The sequence below is a fragment of the Pseudarthrobacter sp. GQ63 genome (assembly GCF_059758765.1).
Genome location: NZ_JCAXEF010000008.1, coordinates 90,048 through 104,294, shown reverse-complemented (window position 1 = coordinate 104,294; position 14,247 = coordinate 90,048). Strand labels below are relative to the sequence as shown.

Annotated in this window: 16 protein-coding genes; 8 read left to right on the top strand and 8 right to left on the bottom strand. The window is 64.0% G+C overall.

The window, feature by feature from the left end; genetic code table 11:
* Window positions 1–164 precede the first annotated feature (164 nt).
* From AC6CHP_RS14120 to AC6CHP_RS14105, 4 genes are all read left to right on the top strand, one after another.
* Window positions 165–1,898 carry an ABC transporter ATP-binding protein gene (locus tag AC6CHP_RS14120; protein WP_498230550.1) on the top strand — a complete coding sequence of 578 codons (1,734 nt, stop codon included), beginning with the start codon at window positions 165–167 and terminating at the stop codon, window positions 1,896–1,898.
* Complete coding sequence (locus AC6CHP_RS14115) at window positions 1,895–3,970, top strand: ABC transporter ATP-binding protein (RefSeq protein ID WP_498230548.1); 2,076 nt, start codon at window positions 1,895–1,897, stop codon at window positions 3,968–3,970. The genes AC6CHP_RS14120 and AC6CHP_RS14115 overlap by 4 nt, the downstream gene beginning before the upstream one ends.
* A 38-nt stretch (window positions 3,971–4,008) precedes the next feature.
* A complete protein-coding gene (locus tag AC6CHP_RS14110) occupies window positions 4,009–4,425 on the top strand; it encodes an acyl-CoA thioesterase (protein ID WP_498230629.1) in 417 nt (138 codons plus the stop codon).
* Between the two features lie 75 nt (window positions 4,426–4,500).
* A complete protein-coding gene (locus tag AC6CHP_RS14105; RefSeq protein ID WP_104186210.1) occupies window positions 4,501–4,734 on the top strand; it encodes a PLDc N-terminal domain-containing protein in 234 nt (77 codons plus the stop codon).
* Between the two features lie 31 nt (window positions 4,735–4,765).
* Here AC6CHP_RS14105 and AC6CHP_RS14100 read toward each other — a convergent pair whose 3' ends face one another.
* Window positions 4,766–6,424: a sensor histidine kinase gene (locus AC6CHP_RS14100; RefSeq protein ID WP_427115531.1), complete on the bottom strand. Its 1,659-nt coding sequence runs from the start codon at window positions 6,422–6,424 to the stop codon at window positions 4,766–4,768.
* A 93-nt stretch (window positions 6,425–6,517) separates the two neighbouring features.
* On the opposite strand from AC6CHP_RS14100, the gene AC6CHP_RS14095 reads away from it, so the two are divergent.
* Window positions 6,518–7,288 (top strand): response regulator transcription factor, encoded by a 771-nt coding sequence (locus AC6CHP_RS14095; RefSeq protein WP_181038099.1) that lies wholly within the window; start codon window positions 6,518–6,520, stop codon window positions 7,286–7,288.
* Here the strand turns inward: AC6CHP_RS14095 and AC6CHP_RS14090 are convergent.
* The 5 genes from AC6CHP_RS14090 to bioB form a co-directional block, all read right to left on the bottom strand.
* Entirely contained in the window at window positions 7,261–7,671 is a 411-nt protein-coding gene (locus AC6CHP_RS14090) for an Hpt domain-containing protein (RefSeq protein WP_427115498.1), read from the bottom strand. The two genes, AC6CHP_RS14095 and AC6CHP_RS14090, sit on opposite strands and share 28 nt — an antisense overlap.
* A 369-nt stretch (window positions 7,672–8,040) precedes the next feature.
* On the bottom strand, window positions 8,041–8,469 hold the full coding sequence (locus tag AC6CHP_RS14085) for a very short patch repair endonuclease (RefSeq protein ID WP_427115497.1): 429 nt from the start codon (window positions 8,467–8,469) through the stop codon (window positions 8,041–8,043).
* A 19-nt stretch (window positions 8,470–8,488) separates the two neighbouring features.
* The gene (locus tag AC6CHP_RS14080; protein ID WP_427115496.1) at window positions 8,489–8,923 is read right to left on the bottom strand and encodes a pyridoxamine 5'-phosphate oxidase family protein; all 435 of its coding nucleotides are present in this window, start codon (window positions 8,921–8,923) and stop codon (window positions 8,489–8,491) included.
* A gap of 61 nt (window positions 8,924–8,984) precedes the next feature.
* Window positions 8,985–9,134 carry a biotin synthase auxiliary protein BsaP gene (gene bsaP, locus AC6CHP_RS14075; RefSeq protein ID WP_485064120.1) on the bottom strand — a complete coding sequence of 50 codons (150 nt, stop codon included), beginning with the start codon at window positions 9,132–9,134 and terminating at the stop codon, window positions 8,985–8,987.
* A gap of 128 nt (window positions 9,135–9,262) precedes the next feature.
* Window positions 9,263–10,282 (bottom strand): biotin synthase BioB, encoded by a 1,020-nt coding sequence (bioB, locus tag AC6CHP_RS14070; RefSeq protein WP_498230544.1) that lies wholly within the window; start codon window positions 10,280–10,282, stop codon window positions 9,263–9,265.
* Window positions 10,283–10,774: 492 nt separating this feature from the next.
* On the opposite strand from bioB, the gene AC6CHP_RS14065 reads away from it, so the two are divergent.
* Window positions 10,775–11,437 (top strand): DUF6318 family protein, encoded by a 663-nt coding sequence (locus AC6CHP_RS14065; protein ID WP_427115494.1) that lies wholly within the window; start codon window positions 10,775–10,777, stop codon window positions 11,435–11,437.
* A 217-nt stretch (window positions 11,438–11,654) separates the two neighbouring features.
* Here AC6CHP_RS14065 and AC6CHP_RS14060 read toward each other — a convergent pair whose 3' ends face one another.
* The gene (locus AC6CHP_RS14060; RefSeq protein ID WP_427115493.1) at window positions 11,655–11,867 is read right to left on the bottom strand and encodes a hypothetical protein; all 213 of its coding nucleotides are present in this window, start codon (window positions 11,865–11,867) and stop codon (window positions 11,655–11,657) included.
* A gap of 42 nt (window positions 11,868–11,909) precedes the next feature.
* Between AC6CHP_RS14060 and AC6CHP_RS14055 the strand changes: the two genes are divergently transcribed.
* Together AC6CHP_RS14055 and AC6CHP_RS14050 are read left to right on the top strand one after the other, a co-directional pair.
* Window positions 11,910–12,422, top strand: coding sequence for a hypothetical protein (locus tag AC6CHP_RS14055; RefSeq protein ID WP_377194845.1), 513 nt, complete (start codon window positions 11,910–11,912; stop codon window positions 12,420–12,422).
* Between the two features lie 124 nt (window positions 12,423–12,546).
* On the top strand, window positions 12,547–13,617 hold the full coding sequence (locus AC6CHP_RS14050) for an alkene reductase (RefSeq protein WP_427115492.1): 1,071 nt from the start codon (window positions 12,547–12,549) through the stop codon (window positions 13,615–13,617).
* A 218-nt stretch (window positions 13,618–13,835) separates the two neighbouring features.
* On the opposite strand, the gene AC6CHP_RS14045 is transcribed toward AC6CHP_RS14050, so the two are convergent.
* Window positions 13,836–14,153 (bottom strand): hypothetical protein, encoded by a 318-nt coding sequence (locus tag AC6CHP_RS14045; protein WP_104186219.1) that lies wholly within the window; start codon window positions 14,151–14,153, stop codon window positions 13,836–13,838.
* Between the last annotated feature and the right edge of the window lie 94 nt (window positions 14,154–14,247).

Genomic DNA, 14,247 nt, shown 5'->3' with positions numbered 1-14,247 from the left:
CCTGAGGGGTAGTCCCCGCGGATGATCTTTCCCGGAGCCTGTTTCACCACGGGGAGGAGTTTCGTAGAGTGGGAAGGCTGAGGATGTCGGCCCCGGCTGCTACTACTTAAGCCTCCTACTCTTTACGAACCCATCATCGAACTCATCCCTAAGGACCCGCGGGCATGCTCCTCACCCTCATACGGCGGTTTTCCAAGCCGTATAGGCCGTTCATCACGGCCGTCATCGTGTTCCAGCTGGCGTCCACCATCGCGGCGCTGTACCTGCCCAGCCTGAACGCCCAGATCATCGACCAGGGGGTGTCCCGCGGAGACACCGACTTCATCTGGCGGACGGGCGCGGTGATGCTGGCGGTCGCGTTCACCCAGGTAGGCACCGCCATTGCAGGTGTGTACTTCGGCTCGAAGACGGCCATGGCCATGGGCCGCGACCTGCGCCGCGGGGTGTTCCGCAAGGTCACCAGCTTCTCGGCCATGGACGTCAACGCCTTTGGTGCCCCGACGCTCATCACCCGCGGCACCAACGACGTCCAGCAGGTCCAGATGCTCGTGCTGATGGGCCTGAACTTCATGGTGGCAACGCCCATCATGTGCATTGGCGGCATCGTCATGGCGCTGCGCGAGGACCTCAACCTGTCCTGGCTGGTGTGGGTTTCCGTGCCCCTCCTGACCGTGGTGGTGGGGTACCTGGTGGTCCGGCTCATGCCGCTGTTCCGGTCCATGCAGAAAAAGATCGACCGCATCAACGCCGTCCTGCGCGAGCAGATCATCGGTATCAGGGTGGTCCGCGCCTTCGTCCGGGAGCCGTATGAAACCGAGCGCTTTGGCGGAGCGAACAAGGAACTGACGGATGTCTCGCTGAAGATCGGCGCCCTGTTTGTCCTGATGTTCCCTGCCATCGGCATGATCCTCCACCTGTCCACCGCGGCCGTGCTGTGGTTTGGCGGGCAGCGCGTGGACTCGGGCGAGATGCAGGTGGGCGCGCTGACCGCCTTCCTGCAGTACCTGCTGCAGATCCTGATGGCGGTCATGATGGGCACCTTCATGGCCATGATGATCCCGCGCGCGTCAGTCTGCGCGGACCGTATTGGCGAGCTGCTCGACGTCGAGCCCTCCATCCACGATCCGGAACGCCCGGACGTGCCGGGCACGCTGGCCGGCGTGGTGGAGTACCGGAACGTCACCTTCGCCTACCCTGGCGCCGAGTCGCCGGTGCTGAGCAACATCAGCTTCACGGCGCAGCCCGGCCAGACCATCGCGATCATCGGCTCCACCGGCTCGGGAAAAACCTCCCTCCTGTCCCTCCTGCCCCGGCTCTACGACCCCGCCGAGGGGGAGGTCCTGCTGGACGGGGTCCCGGTCAGCAGGATGGACCGGGCCGACATCACCCGGCGGGTGGCCCTGGTACCGCAGCGGCCATACCTCTTCTCCGGAACCATCGAGCACAACCTGAGGTTCGGAAAGACCGAGGCCACGGACCAGGAACTGTGGGACGCACTGCAGGTGGCGCAGGGCGACGAGTTTGTCCGCGCCAAGAAGAACGGCCTCGGATCCCGCATTTCCCAGGGCGGGACCAACGTCTCCGGCGGCCAGCGCCAGCGCCTCTGCATCGCCAGGGCACTCGTGAGCAGGCCCCGCGTGTACCTCTTCGACGATTCGTTCTCCGCACTGGACGTGGCCACAGATGCCCGGCTCCGGGCCGCGCTGAAGGGCATCACTGCAGACGCCACCGTGATCATCGTGGCGCAGCGGATCTCCACCATCACCGAGGCGGACCAGATCCTGGTGCTGGACAACGGACGCATCGTGGACCGCGGTACGCACCAGGAACTCCTGGAAACCTCGCCCACCTACCAGGAAATCGTTGAATCCCAGCTGAGCGTGGAGGAAATGGCATGAATGCCCGCAGGAAGGACTCCACCGAGATCAGCGAATCAGCAGCTGACCAGGACGCACCCGACGCGGAGCTGGTGGACAAACCCGTCGAGGACGACGACTTCGTGGAGGAGGAGTTCAAGCCCTCCGAAGCCGACGGAGACATGTTCGGCGGGATGCCCGCCAAGAAGGCCCAGCACTTCTGGCCCTCCGCCAAGCGGCTGATGGGGCTGCTGAAGCCTGAGGCCCTGGGAATCTACGTGGTGGTGGGCATGGTGGTGATCGCCGTGGTCCTGAACGTCATCGCCCCCAAGATCCTGGGCCAGGCCATGGACGTCATCTTTGCCGGAGTGGTGGGAAAGCAGCTTCCGGCCGGCGCCAGCAAGGAACAGTTCGTGGACGGTCTGCGCCAGCAGGGCCAGGACAACTTTGCGGACATGGTTTCCCGGATGGAACTGGTGCCCGGCACCGGCATCAACTTCGACAAGCTCAGCATGCTCATCGCGGTGGTCCTGCTGATGTACTTCGTGGCCAACATCTTCCTCTGGCTGCAGGGCTACGTGCTGAACCGCATCGTGATGAAGGTGATCCGGCGGCTCCGCGATGACACCGAACGGAAGCTGAACCGCCTCCCGCTCAACTACTTCGACACCCGCCAGCGCGGCGACGTGCTGTCCCGGGTAACGAACGACGTCGACAACATCCAGCAGGCGCTCCAGCAGGCCTTCGCCCAGCTCATCAACTCGTTGCTGACCGTCATCGGCATCGTGGTGATGATGTTCATTGTGTCCTGGCAGCTGGCCCTGATAGCGCTGGTTGCCCTTCCCCTCTCGGGGGTGGCAGCGGGCATGATTGGCGTGCGCAGCCAGAAGCTCTTTGCCGCCCAGTGGAAGAACACGGGGGCGCTGAACGGGCAGATTGAGGAATCCTTCTCGGGGCATGACCTGGTGAGGGTGTTCGGCCGCGACGCGGACATGCTGGAACGGTTCGAGGAACGCAACGAGGAACTGTACAAGGCCAGTTTCGGGGCGCAGTTCGTCTCCGGCATCATCTTCCCGGTCATGCAGTTCGTCTCCTACCTCAGCTACGTGGGCATCGCCGTGGTGGGCGGATTGCGGGTGGCTTCCGGGTCCATGTCCCTGGGCGACGCCACCGCGTTCATCCAGTACTCCCGCGAGTTCACGCAGCCGCTGGGCCAGATGGCCGGCATGGCAAACATGCTGCAGTCCGGCGTGGCCTCCGCTGAACGGGTATTCGAGTTCCTCGACGCAGACGAGCAGGACGAGGAAACCGCCACCGAGCACCTCCCGGCCAGGACTGACGGGCACGTTGACTTCAACAACGTCACCTTCAGCTACACCGAGGACAAAAAGCTGATCGAGGACCTGTCCTTCACCGCCGAACCGGGAAACACCGTGGCCATTGTGGGGCCCACTGGCGCAGGAAAGACCACCCTGGTCAACCTGGTCATGAGGTTCTACGAGCTCAACGCCGGTTCCATCATGCTGGACGGCGTGGACATCACCCACCTCAGCCGCTCCGAACTCCGCTCCAAGGTGGGCATGGTGCTGCAGGATGCCTGGCTGTTCGGCGGGTCCATCTACGACAACATCCGCTACGGCAACCTCGAAGCCACCGAGGAACAGGTGATGGCCGCTGCCAAGGCCACTTTCGTGGACCGCTTCGTGCGGGCCCTGCCGGAGGGCTACAACACCGTCATCGACGAGGAAGGCAACAACGTCAGTGCCGGCGAGAAACAGCTGATCACCATCGCCCGTGCCTTCGTGGCGAATCCCTCGCTGCTGATCCTCGATGAGGCCACCAGCTCCGTTGACACCCGCACCGAGCTGCTGGTGCAGAAGGCCATGGCCGCGCTCCGCACGGACCGCACCAGCTTTGTCATTGCCCACCGGCTCTCAACGATCCGCGACGCCGACACCATCCTGGTGATGGAAAACGGCAGGATCGTGGAACAGGGCAACCACAAGGTCCTCCTCGCCACGAGAGGCGCGTACTACCGCCTCTACATGTCCCAGTTCGCCGGGGCGGACGCAGAGGACGTCCCGGTGGACGATTCGACGGCGGTGCACAGTTGAGCACCAACGAAAGCCAGCGGATCGAGGTCCTCATCCCCATGCGCTGGGGAGACATGGACGCCTACGGGCACATCAACAACGTGCAAATTGTCCGGATGCTTGAGGAAGCCCGCATCGCGGCCTTCGGCCCGCCCCGCGGTGCCGGCCTGCCCGGAGTTGACCCGCACGTCTCCCTGTTCAACGACGTCCCGGACGGCACCATGGCTTTGGTGGTGGACCACAAGATCAGGTACGTCAGGACTCTTGAGTACCGGAACGTGCCGGCCGTGGTGCAGGTGTGGATCGGCGCCGTCAAAGGGGCCAGCTTCGACATCCACTACCTCATCCAGGACCCGGTCACCCGGGAGGGCTGCGTCAAGGCGAGCAGCCACCTGGCGTTCGTGGACGAGGCCACGGGAAGCGTGCGGCGGCTGACGCCTGAACAGAAGGAACGCCTGGCACCGTTCACGGCCTGACGCGGATGCGCCGGCACGCCCGGTTGCGCAGGAGCAGCAAGCACCGGAAACTGAAAACCTAAACAAGGAGCAAACATGGCCCAGAAAAAGACCTGGAAAGAAATGTCCCCGTCAGCAAAGGCCGGCACCATCCTGGTGGCCATCGCGCAGGTGTCCCTGCTGGTGGCGGCGCAGCGGGACATTTCGAAGCGGCCCGCGGCACTCATCAACGGTCCGAAGGCCGCATGGCGGGCAGCATCCTTCATCAACTTCATCGGCCCCGTGGGCTACTTCACCTTCGGCCGGAAGCGTCCCGGCGCCGGCAAGTAGCGGCACCGGAGCTGCCGGGGGCCAAAGAAGACTAGACCGGCACCCGAAATGTGAAGGTGGTCCCTTCGCCCAGGGCGCTGTCCACCTCGATGGTCCCGCCGTGTGCCTCGACGATCGCCTTGCTGATCGGCAGGCCGAGGCCCACGCCGGGGATGGCTGTCCTTCGGACAGTGCTGGCGCGGAAGAACTTGGCGAAGACTTCGGACGCGTCTTCCGGGCTCAGTCCCATGCCGGTATCGGTGACCCGGCATGCCAGGTGTCCGTCCTCCCGCGCGAGCGAGACCATCACGCTGCCGCCGTCGGGGGAGTACTTGATGGCGTTGGACACCAGGTTGTCCAGCACCTGAGAGATCCTGGGCCCGTCCACGTGGGCCTCCAGCCGGTCCGGGGTATCAGCATCCAGCGCAACTCCCGAAGCTGCTGCCCGGGGGATGGCAGAGGAAACGCTGGAGCGGACCAGTTCTGCCACGTCCACGGCCTCGGGCGTCACGATCAGCTGGCCGTTCCGGCTGGACAGCAGGTCCGATACCAGCGTCAGGAGCCGTTCGGAGTTCCGGCGGATGATTTCCAGCATGTCACGCTGGGTGTCCTCGGGCTCGTCGCCAAGAAGGATTTCCACGTAGCCCAGGATCGAGGTCAGGGGCGTCCGGAATTCGTGCGAGACGCTGGAGACGAAATCATCCTTGGCCGTCAGGGCGTTCACCAGGTCCGTCACATCGCTGAAGACAATCACGGAACCGGCAAACGCGCCGTCGTCGTCCTTCATGGCCCGGGCGGTGGTCACGAAGGCGCGCTGTTCTCTTCCGGAGCCCAGCCACACAAGATAATCGGTGAAGGTTTCCCCGAGGACGGCGCGGCGGACCGGCCGCTGCTCCACGGGAACCAGCGTCACGCGGTCCGGCCCGAAGACCAGCAACTGGGACTCGTTCGGGTCCGCGATGTCCTTGGGCCGGGCGAGTTCGTGGTTGATCCGCTGCCTTCTGTTCATCAGGACGTCGTGCCCGTCCGCGTCGACCGCAAGGACCCCCAGATGGACAGTGTCCAGGATGGTGTTCAGGAGCGCCCCCTGGCGCTGGCTGGTGCGCAGGTTGTCCTGCAGCTGGGCATCCTTCTCCTCAAGCGCGCGCTGCTGCCGCGTCATGCTGAGCGTCAATACGCTGACGGACACCCCGATGCCGAGCATCATGACCGGAAGGAGCAGGGACCGCGCCAGGTCCTGGGGCGTCGGGCTCCCCTCCAGCAGCAGCGGGACCCAAATGATGGCAAGCGGGGCCAGGAAGGACAGCCACAGGGATGTCCGGGGGTAGTATCCGGACGCGCACAGCCAGATCACCGGGAACACCGCCAGCAGGCTGATCCCAGTGAGGCTTTCCTGCCCGCCGCCCTCCCGGCCCACGGCGATGGAGACAAAGTCCAGCAGCGGAATGATGAGGAAACTCGTGTACGGCAGCCGGTCCCACGGAATGAGGTAGCAGAGGGCCATGATCACCAGCTGGGACACCAGGAAGGCCACGAACAGCGGGTTGTCCATGGTGACGGGGAAAAAGGCCCACACCAGGAATGCCGTGAGGAGCGTGGTCACGAACAGCGGCATCTGGCTCAGCGCCACCCGGTCCGTCAGCCGGTACTCGTGGAAGGGCCGACGGAAGAACCTCAGCTTGCCCGAGGACCAGGCCACGGGGTGGTCCATGGCACGGAACTTGCGGGGCGGGGTGTGTGAAGCCATGCCAGCAGGATATCGGCAGCCAGCTATACTTCAGACGTTGGCTGCTGAGGGGGCGCTATGAGTGATGCACGAGTGGGACTGGTCATCGAGGATGACCACGACATCCGGGAACTGGTACGCACCGTGCTGTCCCAGGCCGGGTTCGACGTAAGCGTTGCCAGCAGCGGGGCAGAAGGTGTCCTTGTGGCCAAGACCCTCAATCCGGATGTCATCACCCTGGACCTCGGACTGCCGGACATCGACGGGTTTGAGGTCTCCCGCCAGATCCGCGAGTTTTCGGACGCCTACATTGTGATGCTCACGGCCCGCACCGAGGAGCTGGACACCCTGATCGGGCTGGAGTCCGGGGCTGACGACTACCTCACCAAACCGTTCCGCCCCAGGGAGCTCCGCGCCCGCATTGCGGCGATGATGCGCCGCCCCCGCTCTGTCGCCGATCCTGCTGACGCCATGCCAGGAGATGCCGCGGCCGACGGCGGCGCCGCCCACCCGGAGCGCGGGAACTTCAGCCACAACGGACTGGAACTGAGCTACGCATCCCGGACCGTGGTTGTTGACGGCAAGGAAATGAACCTGACCCGCACGGAGTTCGAACTCCTGCACGCCCTCCTGGAAGCCGGCCGGACAGTCCGGACCAAGTCCGACCTGGTGCGCCGGCTGCGGGACGAGGATTACGACGTCGGCAGTTACATCAGCGAGGCAGACGAACGGTCCGTCGAGGTCCACATGGGCAACCTTCGCAAGAAGCTGGGCGACTCACCGCAGAAGCCGCGCTGGCTCCAGACCGTCCGTGGCGTGGGTTACCGCCTGGCTCCGGGCGAACACTGAGACTGCAGGCGGTGCATGGTCTGCCGGCTGCACAGGTTGATGGGCCGGAGGTATGCGGCGGCAAGCTGCGGCAGGACGACTGCCACATCTGAGTGGCGGGCTTCGGTGCGGAGCTCACCCTCCAGGTCCATGGCCAGGCCGGCCAGCCGCTCGGCACCCACCATCTGGCTGGAGGTTTTCAGGCTGAGGACTGCGTCCACCGAACCTTCCAGGTCTCCCGTGGTCAGCGCCAGCCGGAGGCGTCCAATCCGGTGCGGCAGGTACTCAATGAAGTTCCCCACGAAGACCTTGCAGTACCCCTCGTCCTCTTCCAGTTCCTCCCTCAACCGGTCGAGAACGGACTGGTCCACCAAGGGCCGGGGGGCATCATCTGCGGCGCTCATGACGGTCCTTTCGGCGGGAGCAGTCCCTTCCTGGAAGGGGGCGGTTACGTGCGGCATTTGTTTCACTTCAGGTTAGGGGCGTTGCTTTCGCGCGACGGGTTTTGGAAACAGAATTGTGGGTTTCTTGATGAGACTGCGGGTTTACCCCTCCGCCGTGGGCCCGTAGTTTTTGTGCCCGGCTTTGCGCCCGGTTCCCAGCTTGGGAGCGGTTGCAGCGGGGCTGGGAATAGGGTTGTGGTTTGCCTGGATTTGAACCCATCCATACTTCTTGCCAGCACTCAAGAACTGCGGCGGGAATGCCCAAAGATTGGCTCAAGATGCTTGAAAGCGGCGAATCCTGATTGGGGGCAGGCACGCAGGAGCGGCGATTCAGCGGCCGGTTTCCAGGAACCGCACCAGCTCGGTTTCCAGCGCGGAGCTGTCCTTGAGTTCGCATTCCCACACGGTGAGGACCTGCCAGCCGGCGTCTTCCAGCAGGCGGCGTTGATGGGCGTCCCGGTCGCGGGTCCGGCTGCGCTTGGCAGCCCAGAATTCGGCGTTGGCCTGGGGCGCGTGCAGGCCCACGCGGCAGTCATGGGAGTGCCAGAAGCAGCCGTTGACAAAGATCACTTTGCGGCGGCCGGCGAACACCAGGTCCGGGTTGCCGGGCAGGCGGGTGGCGCCGGCTCTGCCATGCAGCCGGTAGCGGTATCCCTTGGCATGGAGGAGCCTGCGCACCAGCAGTTCCGGCTTGGTGTTCTTGCCCCGGATCCGGGACATATTCCAGCTGCGCCGCTCAGGAGTGAGCTTGTCCGCCATGCCTTCAGTCTAGGAGCTCCTAGATTCCGCGTTCCGGCTGTTCGCCGAATTCGAAGTGGCGGCCGCTGACGGACGTCGGCTCAATCTCCACGTAGAAGTCCTTCAGGGTGGGCACCCAGGTCTTCAGCCCTAGTTCCTCCACCGCTGCCAGCTCTGCAGAGTTGCTGAGGACGCGCGCTTTTCCACGCAGCACCACGGACCAGGCCTCCTCCGAGAGGATGCCGTCCGTTTCGAAGAGAACCGTGGAGTTGATGGTTAACTGGGCCAGCTTGTTGCCCGGAGCCGTCCGGAGATAGATTTTCCGGTTGGCCGTGACGTAGTTGACCGGGAAGATATCCGGCTCCCCCGCGACGGACACCACCAGCCTTCCGTGCTTGGTGCCCTCCAGCAGACGCCAGGACTGTTCGTCGTCGAGTTCCAGAACGGGTTGTCCATCCACATGTTCAAACATCATGACGCCATTCTTCTACGTAATGTAGAAACACGCCAGAGGTTTCGGGAACTTTGGGCGCCGGTCAGGAGGTGGCGGTTCCATGCCGTGAGCAGCTGGCAGTCCAGGCGTGGGGTGACACCTGGACCTTGAGTCGGCGCCCGCACTGGCCGCAGTAGCGCGGCGGTTCCAGCTGAAGCCGGGCAGCGCACTCCCCGTGAGCGGTGCCCGCCATGTGCACATCGCCCGCTTGGAGGACGTTCGACGGCGGCGCGCTCCCGCCGTCGAACGTTTCCTTCGGGGACAACTCGCCGCAGTGGCCGCAGAAGCTCCCGATGATTGAGCTGGTTGAGCGGTTGGGGATCATAGGGTCTTCTGGAGTTCCTTGATGGGCATGTTGAGGTCCACCAGCAGGTTAAGGTCGGCGGCGGCGGGACGGCCCAGGGTGGTGAGGTAGTTGCCCACGATGACGGCGTTGATCCCGCCCAGCAGGCCCTCGCGGGTACCGAGGTCGCCGAGGGTGAGCTCCCGTCCGCCGGCGTACCGGAGGACGGTGCGGGGCATGGCCAGCCGGAACGCGGCGATGGCGCGGAGGGCGTCCTTGCCGTCCATCAGTTGCTGGTTTTCCAGCGGCGTGCCCGGCCTCGGATTGAGGAAGTTCAACGGCACTTCGTGCGGTTCCAGGGCAGCCAGTTGCGCGGCCAGCTCTGCGCGCTGTTCGAGTGACTCGCCCATGCCGATCAGCGCCCCGCAGCACAGTTCCATGCCGGCATCCTTGACCATGGCGCAGGTCTCCAGCCGCTCCTCGTAGCTGTGGGTGGTGACCACCTGCGGGAAGTAGCTCCGTGCCGTCTCGAGGTTGTGGTTGTAGCGGTGCACTCCCCATGAGGCGAGCTGGTCGACCTGGTGCTGGGTGAGCATGCCCAGGGAGCAGGCGATGTTGATGTCCACTTCCTCAGTGATGCGGTCGATGGCGAACTTGATCTGGTTCATGAGTTTGATGTCGGGTCCGCGGACGGCTGCCACGATGCAGAATTCAGTGGCCCCTGTTGCTGCTGTTTCTTTGGCTGCCTTGACCAGCTCGGGGATGTCCAGCCAGACGCCGCGGACGGGGCTGTCAAAGAGTCCGGACTGGCTGCAGAAGTGGCAGTCCTCCGGGCAGCCGCCGGTCTTGATGGAAATGATCCCTTCAACCTCCACGTCCTCACCGCAGTGCTTGAGGCGCACCTGGTGGGCAAGCTCCAGCGCGGCGGGGACTGCGGGATCGGGGAGCCGCAGAACCTCCACCAATTGAGCCTCCGTGAGGCCGATCCCATCTTCCAGGACCTGTTGCCGGGCGGTCTCCAGGATTGGATATTCCGTGGTGCGGGAAATGGTTGTCATCGCCGTCCTAGCTTTCGGTTGTGATCTCCTTCCGACAGTAATTCCGGTATCTTTGGCCGGTTTTGTGGAAGGGCAACAATGGGCGGCAACAGCTTTTGTTTACGGCAACAGTCAAGGCACAACTCCTCCGAATAGCCGCCAAGCTCCTCTGCCACGTGACCGGCATGGAGTTTGAACGTCTGGACATGGTGCGGCGGTCGGCGAAGGACGCGCCCGACGGCGGCCCGCAGTATGTCGCGTCTTCCACGGACAAGGCGGGGAGTTGGTGTTGCCTCCGTAGAAGTAGCTTCTCCAGGGCAGGGCTTTGCCGTACCAAAAGCCGGCGCGTGAATGCACCGGCTTTTCCTATGACTTCTTTCAAGGTCTCCAGAGAGTGATAAAACCTTGGGCGGGTGTCTGTGGATAAGTCTTATCGCCGAAATGTGACCTGGGCTACCCTTAAGTCATTGTCCGGAGTTAGCCGTCTTGAAACTACTGGGGGATTAGCGGCCCATGACATCATTCAACGTCTCCACGCCTTGGGGAATCCGGTCAGCTGCTGCCGGTGCTGCTGTTGCTGCGGCACTCATGCTGGCCGGCTGCGCGGGTGGGGCCCCCGCAGATCCCGGTGCCGTGTCCTCCACGCCGACGGTTTCGGCCACGTCCAGCCCGCCGTCAACCCCGTCCCCGACACCCACCGCTGCGTACAAGCCGGCCGACGCCTCCGGTCCCGCCCAAAACGTCCCCGTCCCGGTGCTGCCCGAGGTCGCGAAGACGGAGACGAAAGAGGGGCTCGAAGCGTTCGCAAAGTACTGGTTTGAACTCTTAAGTTACGGTTACGAAACAGGCGACACAAAGCCCCTGTCCGCCATGACGAGTCCCTCGTGCACCATGTGTGAACGAGCCAAGCAGGTTCAAGAAGGGTGGCATCAAGACGGTCGCTGGTTGGCTGGCGGAAAAGTGACTACACCCTCCATAAATACCACCTTCATCAGGGCTCCTGATGGTAACTATCAGGTTGCGGTACAGGTTTCGCAAGAGCCGCTGAGCTATTACAACCCAGACAAGTCGCTAGACAGCATCGACCCCAAACCGACGGATTCCGGAAGTCTGATGTTGGCGGTATTCCGAGACGGTGCTTGGTTCGTTCAAACAGTTGAGCCGATCGTCGGTTAACGAGATGAAGGTCCTTTTCCGGGTTTTCTCCATGGGATTTCTGCTTTGCTCGGTGATTCTGCCAGTTGAGGCTAGTGCTGACTCACGATTAGTCGTAGCGGTGAGCGTAGTTGGGGAGAATGACGGCTCCGCGACGCCAAAGCCCGTGACTCCGCCCCCAAAAGGGCATTGGAGCTCAGGAGGAGCGGGCGTAACGGGATGGCAGCTGAATTCGGGTTCAGGGGATTTCTCCCGGCCTGAGCCAGGTACGGTAAATACCGACCCCAACGAGTATAAGTACGAACTCCAGTGCCACCTCGGTGGGGGAGACTTCGATACTCCTTGCCTTGGCCGCCAGCTGGAGTGCAAGGATGGGCCCGACGGCGAAGAAGGCATTCCCGTCACCTGGCTCTCCCGGCCCCGGGGTGTACCCGGCGCTGTGTGGGCTCATCACTCCGGCCCAACGTGCCTCTTCGACGCCAGGCCCGAGGACTTGCTGCCCAGGATCGCAGCTGACATCCAGCGGGAGTTCCAGAGCCTGCCGGTGAATGCTGGAACGGTGGTGGCCCAACCCAGCCCGCACACGTTGCGGGGTGCCGAGACCAACTTCTATGCGGACGCAGCCGAGCAGCAGTTCGACGTCACCATGTTCGGGCAGCAGGTACACATCGTGGCCACCCCGGTCCAGTACACGTGGAACTACGGCGACGGAACCGTGTTCGGGCCCCAGCCATCCATGGGCGGGCCGCTGCCCCAGGACCGGTGGGGTGAAAAGACCCGGACCAGCCACGCCTACGGGGCTACCGGCGACTTCCAGGTGGTGCTGACCACCACCTTCCAGGGAACCTATTCGGTCAATGCCGGGCCGCCCCTGCCGATTCCCGGCCAGGGCCAGTTCAGCGCTCCTCCGCAAACCATCAGCGTGTGGCGCTCGCTGACGCGCAACTACGCGGACGACTGCAACGCCAACCCCCAGGGCCAGGGCTGCCCCGGGACCGCCAGGTAGGAGGCGGCCAATAGCCGCGAAGCCCAACGTCCACGTGCTGTGATTCCCATCGCAACAGGAATAGTTGCGGCTGCATCCCGGTTGGCGAAGGCAGTAAACCTTCAGCCTTCGAAAGGAACCGCGCATGCTGTTTTCCCCCCTCAACCTCGGCGAACTTGAGCTTCCGAACCGCCTGGTCATGGCACCCTTGACGAGGCTCCGCGCAGGTGAGGCAGGGGTTCCCGGTCCGCTCGTCGCAGAGCATTACCGCCAGCGCGCGTCCCTCGGCCTCATCGTCAGTGAAGGAACGTTCCCAACTCCGGTTGGCCGCTCCTACGCCGGCCAGCCCGGCATCGTCACCGAGGAACAGGTGGCCGGCTGGAAGAAGGTCACCGACGCCGTCCACGCCGAAGGCGGCCGCATGTTCGCCCAGATCATGCACGGCGGACGGGTATCGCACCCTGACATCACCGGCGGACTCGAGTTGGTGGCCCCCAGTGCCGTCGCAATCGACGGCGTCGTCCGCACCCCGCAGGGGAAGCAGCCCTACCCGGTACCGCATGCCCTGACCACGGACGAGCTCCCCATGGTGATCCAGGAATTCGTCAACGCGTCACTCAATGCCATCGAGGCCGGATTCGACGGTGTGGAACTGCACTCGGCAAACGGGTACCTGCTGCACGAATTCCTGGCCCCGAACTCCAACGTGCGGGACGACAGCTACGGCGGCTCACCTGAGAACCGTGCCCGGTTCGTCATCGAAACAGTCAACGCCGTGGTGGCAGCCGTGGGCGCCAACCGCGTGGGCATCCGCATCTCTCCGGAGCACAACGTGCAGGGCATCGCCGAGACCGGCGCCGCTGACGTCCGCGCCACCTACGAGGTGTTGGTGGACAGCATCGCCCCGCTCAACCTCGCCTACCTGAGCATCCTGCACCACGAGCCTACGGGTGACCTGGTCCAGGACCTCCGGGTCCGTTTCGGTGGGACCTTCCTGGTCAACACCGGCTTCGGCGTAATCACCACCCGTGACGAGGCCGCGTCCCTGGTGGACGACGGACATGCCGACGCCGTGGTGGTGGGCCGCCCCGCCATCGCCAACCCGGACCTCGCCCGCCGCTGGAAGGAAAGCCTTCCCCTGAACGAGCCGGATCCCTCCACCTTCTACGCTGACGGCGCGGAGGGCTATACGGACTACCCCGCCTACCAGAACTAGGACGGCAATCAACGACGGCGGCGGCACCCAGCTTGGGTGCCGCCGTCGTTGGCTGCGCGGTGTGCTGTCCCGGCAGCGGGCGCCGCAGGCCATCCGACGGCCTTTGGCTCAAACTCTGGAGATTTGGCCCGCCGGGTCCTCCAGGATGCCGGCGGTGATCAGATCGTACTCCAGCGAATGGACTTTTACTAGGGCCATATTTGAGCTGTTTCAACCCGCTACAGCAGCGCCTCCCTGCCGGTTCCTTCCTTCATGACAAGCCTGCCGTCCTCGATCGAAACCAGCACGCTCTTCGGCCTGCCGCTCACCTTGGTGATTGCCTTCAGGCCGCGGTTCGTCACCTCCACGCCCACCTGAGCGCCCTTCGCCGGCAGCTCCACGGACACCTCGTTGGCGATGCCAAGGATCGGATTGGTGGAGACCCCAATATCCCGCCGCGCCTGCTTCCCGTTAACCGTCACGGTGATGTTGGCCTCGTCGAACCCCTCCTGAAAAATGATAAGCAGTTCCCTCATGGTGGCCTCTTCCTCGAGCATTGGGTGCCTGTGACGGCACCTCAACTACAGCACTTTGCCGGCGGCAGCGGAATACCCTTGCCCGGAACAGCCGGTGTGGCGCGGACCCGTGCTC

Excerpts from the sequence above, each read along its gene's own strand:
- AC6CHP_RS14080 (WP_427115496.1), bottom strand. The coding sequence starts at position 8,923 with ATGATGTTTGAACATGTGGATGGACAACCCGTTCTGGAACTCGACGAC.
- AC6CHP_RS14095 (WP_181038099.1), top strand. The coding sequence starts at position 6,518 with ATGAGTGATGCACGAGTGGGACTGGTCATCGAGGATGACCACGACATC.
- AC6CHP_RS14045 (WP_104186219.1), bottom strand. The coding sequence starts at position 14,153 with ATGCTCGAGGAAGAGGCCACCATGAGGGAACTGCTTATCATTTTTCAG.
- AC6CHP_RS14105 (WP_104186210.1), top strand. The coding sequence starts at position 4,501 with ATGGCCCAGAAAAAGACCTGGAAAGAAATGTCCCCGTCAGCAAAGGCC.
- AC6CHP_RS14065 (WP_427115494.1), top strand. The coding sequence starts at position 10,775 with ATGACATCATTCAACGTCTCCACGCCTTGGGGAATCCGGTCAGCTGCT.
- AC6CHP_RS14060 (WP_427115493.1), bottom strand. The coding sequence starts at position 11,867 with ATGAGCCCACACAGCGCCGGGTACACCCCGGGGCCGGGAGAGCCAGGT.
- AC6CHP_RS14100 (WP_427115531.1), bottom strand. The coding sequence starts at position 6,424 with ATGGACCACCCCGTGGCCTGGTCCTCGGGCAAGCTGAGGTTCTTCCGT.
- AC6CHP_RS14120 (WP_498230550.1), top strand. The coding sequence starts at position 165 with ATGCTCCTCACCCTCATACGGCGGTTTTCCAAGCCGTATAGGCCGTTC.
- bioB (WP_498230544.1), bottom strand. The coding sequence starts at position 10,282 with ATGACAACCATTTCCCGCACCACGGAATATCCAATCCTGGAGACCGCC.
- AC6CHP_RS14115 (WP_498230548.1), top strand. The coding sequence starts at position 1,895 with ATGAATGCCCGCAGGAAGGACTCCACCGAGATCAGCGAATCAGCAGCT.
- bsaP (WP_485064120.1), bottom strand. The coding sequence starts at position 9,134 with ATGGCGGGCACCGCTCACGGGGAGTGCGCTGCCCGGCTTCAGCTGGAA.
- AC6CHP_RS14110 (WP_498230629.1), top strand. The coding sequence starts at position 4,009 with ATGCGCTGGGGAGACATGGACGCCTACGGGCACATCAACAACGTGCAA.
- AC6CHP_RS14090 (WP_427115498.1), bottom strand. The coding sequence starts at position 7,671 with ATGAGCGCCGCAGATGATGCCCCCCGGCCCTTGGTGGACCAGTCCGTT.
- AC6CHP_RS14050 (WP_427115492.1), top strand. The coding sequence starts at position 12,547 with ATGCTGTTTTCCCCCCTCAACCTCGGCGAACTTGAGCTTCCGAACCGC.
- AC6CHP_RS14085 (WP_427115497.1), bottom strand. The coding sequence starts at position 8,469 with ATGGCGGACAAGCTCACTCCTGAGCGGCGCAGCTGGAATATGTCCCGG.